General features: G+C 43.0%; 7 protein-coding genes. All 7 read left to right on the top strand.

What is annotated here, in order from left to right; genetic code table 11:
* Window positions 1–159: 159 nt before the first annotated feature.
* Window positions 160–1,038 carry a phosphate ABC transporter substrate-binding protein PstS family protein gene (locus ADH52_RS09360; protein ID WP_049511025.1) on the top strand — a complete coding sequence of 293 codons (879 nt, stop codon included), beginning with the start codon at window positions 160–162 and terminating at the stop codon, window positions 1,036–1,038.
* Window positions 1,038–1,955 carry a phosphate ABC transporter permease subunit PstC gene (pstC, locus tag ADH52_RS09365; protein WP_001070902.1) on the top strand — a complete coding sequence of 306 codons (918 nt, stop codon included), beginning with the start codon at window positions 1,038–1,040 and terminating at the stop codon, window positions 1,953–1,955. Before ADH52_RS09360 ends, pstC begins: the two co-directional genes overlap by 1 nt.
* On the top strand, window positions 1,945–2,829 hold the full coding sequence (pstA, locus tag ADH52_RS09370) for a phosphate ABC transporter permease PstA (protein WP_000543046.1): 885 nt from the start codon (window positions 1,945–1,947) through the stop codon (window positions 2,827–2,829). Before pstC ends, pstA begins: the two co-directional genes overlap by 11 nt.
* A 10-nt stretch (window positions 2,830–2,839) precedes the next feature.
* Window positions 2,840–3,643: a phosphate ABC transporter ATP-binding protein PstB gene (gene pstB / locus ADH52_RS09375; protein WP_020900241.1), complete on the top strand. Its 804-nt coding sequence runs from the start codon at window positions 2,840–2,842 to the stop codon at window positions 3,641–3,643.
* A 12-nt stretch (window positions 3,644–3,655) separates the two neighbouring features.
* Window positions 3,656–4,414, top strand: a complete 759-nt coding sequence (pstB, locus tag ADH52_RS09380) for a phosphate ABC transporter ATP-binding protein PstB (protein ID WP_000133484.1) — start codon at window positions 3,656–3,658, stop codon at window positions 4,412–4,414.
* Between the two features lie 11 nt (window positions 4,415–4,425).
* Window positions 4,426–5,079, top strand: a complete 654-nt coding sequence (gene phoU, locus ADH52_RS09385) for a phosphate signaling complex protein PhoU (protein WP_000946460.1) — start codon at window positions 4,426–4,428, stop codon at window positions 5,077–5,079.
* A 156-nt stretch (window positions 5,080–5,235) separates the two neighbouring features.
* Entirely contained in the window at window positions 5,236–6,051 is an 816-nt protein-coding gene (locus ADH52_RS09390) for an ABC transporter substrate-binding protein (protein ID WP_000837372.1), read from the top strand.
* The last annotated feature ends 62 nt before the right edge of the window (window positions 6,052–6,113 follow it).

Consider the following 6,113-nt stretch of genomic DNA (forward strand, 5'->3'; position numbering starts at 1 on the left):
CCGTACTCAAGTACAGCCTGCGGCTAGTTTCCTAGTTTGCTCTTTGATTTTCATTGAGTATAAGAACTTTAGTTGGCTCCCAATTTTAAAAAATAAAAACATAAATAAATAGTTGAAAAAATTCACAGCATTCACCATTATTTTCAAGGAGAAAAAACAGTGAAAAAAAGGAAAAAACTCGCTCTATCCCTTGCGGCTCTTTTGCTAGCAGGTTCTTTGGCGGGATGTGCTAGCTGGATTGATCGTGGAGAATCCATGACAGCTGTTGGCTCAACGGCTCTTCAGCCCTTGGTCGAAGCAGCAGCAGATGAATTTGGCTCTATGTACGTTGGAAAAACAGTCAACGTCCAAGGTGGAGGATCTGGTACAGGTTTGTCTCAGGTTCAGTCTGGAGCCGTTGATGTAGGAAATTCAGACGTATTTGCCGAGGAAAAAGACGGTATCAACGCATCCGCTCTAGTGGACCATAAGGTTGCTGTAGCGGGCTTGGCAGTGATTGTGAACAAGGAAGTTGATGTTGAAAATCTGACAACTGAACAACTCCGTAGCATCTTCACAGGTCAAGTGACCAACTGGAAAGAAGTCGGTGGGAAAGACCTAGCCATTTCCATTATCAACCGTGCGGCAAGTTCAGGTTCACGTGCAACCTTTGATAGTGTTATCATGGATGGTCAATCGGCCGTGCAGAGTCAAGAACAGGATTCAAATGGGATGGTCAAAAACATTGTTTCCCAGACACCAGGAGCCATTTCTTACCTAGCCTTTGCCTATGTGGATGACTCGGTGAAACGCATGAAGTTGAACGGCTATGAGCCGATTGCAGAAAATGTTACAAGCAATAACTGGCCTTTGTGGTCTTATGAACACATGTACACCCTAGGTCAACCAAATGAATTGGTGGCAGAATTCCTCAACTTTGTCCTCTCTGATGAAGCGCAAAGTGGAATCGTTAAGGGAATGGGCTATATTTCTGTCAAGGAAATGAAGGTTGAAAAAGATGCTGTAGGAACGGTGACAGCACTAGAAGGGAGTCACTAATGAATCAAGAAGAATTAGCTAAAAAATTACTTTCTCCCTCAAAGAACTCTCGTCTAGAGAAATTAGGAAAAGGCTTGACCTTTGCCTGTCTGTCTTTGATTGTTATCATCGTGGCTATGATTTTGATTTTCGTAGCCCAAAAAGGTTTGTCTACCTTCTTTGTAAATGGGGTTAATATCTTTGATTTCCTCTTTGGCCAAACTTGGAATCCTTCAGGTAAACAATTTGGTGCCCTTCCTATGATTTTGGGTTCCTTTATTGTCACAATCCTATCAGCACTTATCGCAACTCCTTTTGCCATTGGTGCGGCAGTCTTTATGACGGAGGTCTCACCAAAAGGTGCTAGAATCTTGCAACCAGCCATTGAATTGCTGGTCGGGATTCCTTCAGTTGTGTATGGATTTATTGGTTTGCAGGTCGTAGTTCCTTTTGTCCGTAGTATCTTTGGTGGAACTGGTTTTGGGATTCTGTCAGGGATTTTTGTTCTCTTTGTCATGATTTTACCGACGGTAACCTTTATGACAACCGATAGCTTGCGTGCGGTGCCTCGTCACTACCGCGAAGCTAGTTTGGCTATGGGAGCCACTCGTTGGCAAACCATCTGGCGCGTGACCTTGAAGGCAGCGCGTTCAGGTATTTTTACAGCAGTGGTCTTTGGGATGGCACGTGCCTTTGGTGAGGCCTTGGCCATTCAGATGGTGGTCGGAAACTCAGCCGTTGTCCCAACTTCATTAACAACACCTGCTGCGACCTTAACCTCTGTCTTGACCATGGGTATCGGAAATACCGTTATGGGAACAGTTGACAATAACGTTCTTTGGTCATTGGCCTTAGTCTTGCTATTGATGAGTTTGGCCTTCAACAGTGTGATTAAATTGATTACGAAAGAAAGAGGAAAGAAAAACTATGCACGCTAAGAAATTAGATAAAATTGCAACAGCTGTCCTCTACTCGATTGCAGGAATTATCGTTGCCATCTTGGCATCCTTGATTCTTTATATCTTGGTTCGTGGTTTGCCCCACATCTCTTGGTCTTTCTTGACTGGCAAATCCTCTTCTTACCAAGCAGGTGGAGGGATTGGAATTCAGCTCTATAATTCCTTCTTCCTTCTGGTTATTACCTTGATTATTTCTGTGCCCTTGTCTATGGGGGCTGGGATTTTCCTAGCTGAATATGCTAAAAAAGGTCCTGTGACCAACTTTGTCAGAACCTGTATTGAAATCTTGTCTTCACTGCCATCAGTGGTTGTGGGTCTCTTTGGTTACTTGATCTTTGTAGTTCAGTTTGAGTATGGATTTTCAATCATTTCAGGTGCTTTGGCCTTGACAGTCTTTAACTTACCTCAGATGACTCGTAATGTTGAAGACAGCTTGAAACACGTTCACCATACGCAACGTGAGGCCGGCTTGGCCCTTGGAATTTCTCGCTGGGAGACAGTGGTCCATGTGGTCATTCCAGAAGCCCTTCCAGGTATTGTGACTGGGGTCGTCTTAGCTTCTGGTCGTATTTTTGGTGAGGCGGCTGCTCTCATCTATACAGCAGGACAATCCGCTCCAGCCCTAGACTGGTCTAACTGGAATATTCTCAGTGTGACTAGCCCAATCTCTATCTTCCGTCAAGCAGAAACCTTGGCTGTCCACATCTGGAAAGTCAATAGTGAAGGTACTATTCCAGATGGAACCATCGTATCAGCAGGTTCTGCGGCCGTGCTCCTCATCTTTATCCTCATCTTTAACTTTGGAGCTCGCAAACTCGGAAGCTACCTACATAAGAAATTAACCGCTGCCTAAAGGAGAAGCCATGTCAAAATATAATTGGGATGAAAAGCATATCATCACCTTTCCTGAAGAGAAAGTGGCCCTCTCTACTAAGGATTTACATGTTTACTACGGTAAAAAAGAATCCATCAAGGGCATCGATATGCAATTTGAAAAAAATAAAATTACTGCCTTAATTGGCCCTTCTGGTTCAGGGAAATCAACCTACCTCCGCAGTCTCAATCGGATGAATGATACCATTGATATTGCCAAGGTAACAGGTCAAATCCTCTATCAAGGGATTGATGTCAACCGTCCAGAAATCAATGTCTATGAGATGCGTAAGCACATTGGAATGGTCTTCCAACGACCAAATCCCTTTGCCAAGTCTATCTACCGCAATATCACTTTTGCCCATGAACGTGCAGGAGTTAAGGACAAGCAAGTCTTGGATGAAATTGTGGAAACCTCTCTTCGTCAGGCTGCCCTCTGGGATCAGGTCAAAGACGATTTGCACAAGTCAGCCTTGACCCTATCAGGTGGTCAGCAGCAACGCCTCTGTATCGCTCGTGCTATCTCTGTTAAACCAGATATCCTCTTGATGGATGAACCAGCGTCAGCTTTGGATCCGATTGCGACAGCTCAGCTGGAAGAAACCATGCTGGAATTGAAGAAGGACTTTACCATCATCATCGTGACCCACAGTATGCAGCAGGCTGCGCGTGCTAGTGACTACACAGGATTTTTCTACTTGGGTGACTTGATCGAGTACGATAAGACCTCTAATATTTTCCAAAATGCCAAATTACAGTCGACCAATGACTACGTAACAGGACACTTTGGATAGAAAGGAAACAGTATGACAGAAGCGATTTTACAGGTTTCTGACCTGTCCGTTTACTACAATCAAAAGAAGGCCTTGAATAGTGTTTCCCTATCTTTCCAACCTAAGGAAATTACAGCCTTGATTGGTCCATCTGGATCAGGGAAGTCAACCCTCCTCAAGGCTATCAACCGCATGGGAGATCTCAATCCAGAGGTGACCACAACTGGTTCAGTGGTATACAACGGTCACAATATTTACAGCCCACGTACAGATACAGTTGAATTGCGGAAGGAAATTGGTATGGTTTTCCAACAACCAAACCCCTTCCCTATGTCTATTTACGAAAATGTTGTTTATGGGCTTCGTATCAATGGAGTGAAGGATAAGCAGGTGCTGGATGAAGCAGTAGAAAAAGCCCTACAACGAGCTTCTATCTGGGATGAGGTCAAGGATCGCCTGCATGATTCAGCTATCGGGCTTTCAGGTGGACAACAGCAACGTGTCTGTGTTGCCCGTGTCTTGGCAACCAGTCCTAAAATCATTCTCTTGGATGAACCGACTTCAGCCTTGGACCCTATCTCGGCCGGTAAGATTGAGGAAACCTTGTATGGTCTAAAAGATAAATACACCATGCTCTTGGTAACGCGTTCCATGCAACAAGCCTCTCGTATCTCTGACAAGACAGGATTTTTCCTAGATGGAGATTTGATTGAGTTTAACGATACCAAGAAGATGTTCCTAAACCCACAACACAAGGAAACAGAAGATTATATTTCAGGAAAATTTGGATAAGGAGATAAATGATGTTACGTTCTCAATTTGAGGAAGATTTAGAGAAATTGCACAATCAGTTCTACGCAATGGGACAGGAAGTGTTATCCCAAATCAATCGAACAGTGCGTGCCTTTGTTACGCATGATCGTGATTTGGCCAAAGAAGTTATCGAAGACGATGCAGAAGTAAACGAATACGAAGTGAAATTGGAGAAGAAATCATTTGAAATGATTGCCCTTCAACAACCCGTTTCTCAAGACTTGCGTACAGTTCTAACAGTCTTAAAAGCCGTATCTGACTTGGAACGTATGGGTGACCATGCTGTTTCCATTGCAAGAGCAGCAATTCGCATGAAGGGTGAGCAACGCATCCCGGCTGTTGAAGAAGAAATCAAGAGAATGGGTCGCGATGTCAAGAACTTCGTCGAAGCAGCCCTTGAACTCTATCTCAATGGTTCAGTTGACCAGGCCTATGAAGTAGCAGCAATGGACGAAAAAATCAACCATTACTTTGATAGCATTCGTGACTTGGCTACAGAAGAAATCAAGAAAAATCCAGATGCCATCGTTACAGGTCGTGATTATTTCCAAGTGATTGCCTTCTTGGAACGCATTGGAGACTATGCCAAAAATATCTGTGAATGGGTTGTTTACTTTGAAACAGGTAAGATTGTCGAACTATAAAATAGTTTCATTCTGTATAAAAAGGAGCTTGAAATCAATTGATAGCTCCTTTTTTGAATGAAAAAAATATTTTTAAGATAAAAATTCAAAAAACACTTGACAAGCAACTTGGATAGAGTTATAATTATACAAAATTAACAGAGAGGTTGTTTATTTATGAAATCAAAAAAATGGATATTTGTTTTATGTAGCTTTCTTGCAAGTTTCTTCTTAGTGGCTTGCCAGTCGGGTTCTAATGGTTCTCAGTCAGCTGTTGAGGCCATTAAGCAAAAGGGGAAATTAGTTGTGGCGACTAGTCCTGACTATGCACCCTTTGAATTCCAATCCTTGGTTGACGGGAAAAATCAGGTAGTTGGTGCGGATATTGATATGGCCCAAGCTATCGCTGATGAACTTGGAGTGAAGTTGGAAATCTCAAGCATGAGTTTTGACAATGTCTTGACCAGTCTTCAAACTGGTAAGGCTGACCTAGCAGTTGCGGGAATTAGCGCTACTGACGAGAGAAAAGAAGTCTTTGATTTTTCAATCCCTTACTATGAAAACAAGATTAGTTTCTTGGTTCGTAAGGCTGATGTAGAAAAATACAAGGATTTAACTAGCCTTGAAAGTGCTAATATTGCAGCCCAAAAAGGGACTGTTCCAGAATCAATGGTCAAGGAACAATTGCCAAAAGCGCAGTTAACTTCCCTAACCAATATGGGTGAAGCTGTTAATGAATTACAGGCTGGAAAAGTAGATGCTGTTCACATGGATGAACCTGTTGCTCTTAGCTATGCTGCTAAAAATGCCGACTTAGCTGTCGCAACTGTCAGCTTGAAGATGAAGGACGGCGAAGCCAATGCCGTTGCCCTTAGAAAAAATAGTGCTGATTTGAAAGAAGTGGTGGACAAGGTCATCCAAAAACTCAAGGATGACGGTACCTACCAAAAATATCTTGAAAAGGCGGCAACCTTAACAGAAGTTGAAGAATAATACTCAATGAAAATCAAAGAGCAAACTAGGAAGCTAGCCGCAAGCTGTACTTGAGTACGGTA

This window comes from Streptococcus pseudopneumoniae, from assembly GCF_001072665.1.
GTDB lineage: Bacteria > Bacillota > Bacilli > Lactobacillales > Streptococcaceae > Streptococcus > Streptococcus pseudopneumoniae_S.

Bases quoted from the DNA above. Each gene is read 5' to 3' on its own strand.
- pstC (WP_001070902.1), top strand. From the start codon at position 1,038: ATGAATCAAGAAGAATTAGCTAAAAAATTACTTTCTCCCTCAAAGAAC.
- pstA (WP_000543046.1), top strand. From the start codon at position 1,945: ATGCACGCTAAGAAATTAGATAAAATTGCAACAGCTGTCCTCTACTCG.
- pstB (WP_020900241.1), top strand. From the start codon at position 2,840: ATGTCAAAATATAATTGGGATGAAAAGCATATCATCACCTTTCCTGAA.
- pstB (WP_000133484.1), top strand. From the start codon at position 3,656: ATGACAGAAGCGATTTTACAGGTTTCTGACCTGTCCGTTTACTACAAT.
- phoU (WP_000946460.1), top strand. From the start codon at position 4,426: ATGTTACGTTCTCAATTTGAGGAAGATTTAGAGAAATTGCACAATCAG.
- ADH52_RS09390 (WP_000837372.1), top strand. From the start codon at position 5,236: ATGAAATCAAAAAAATGGATATTTGTTTTATGTAGCTTTCTTGCAAGT.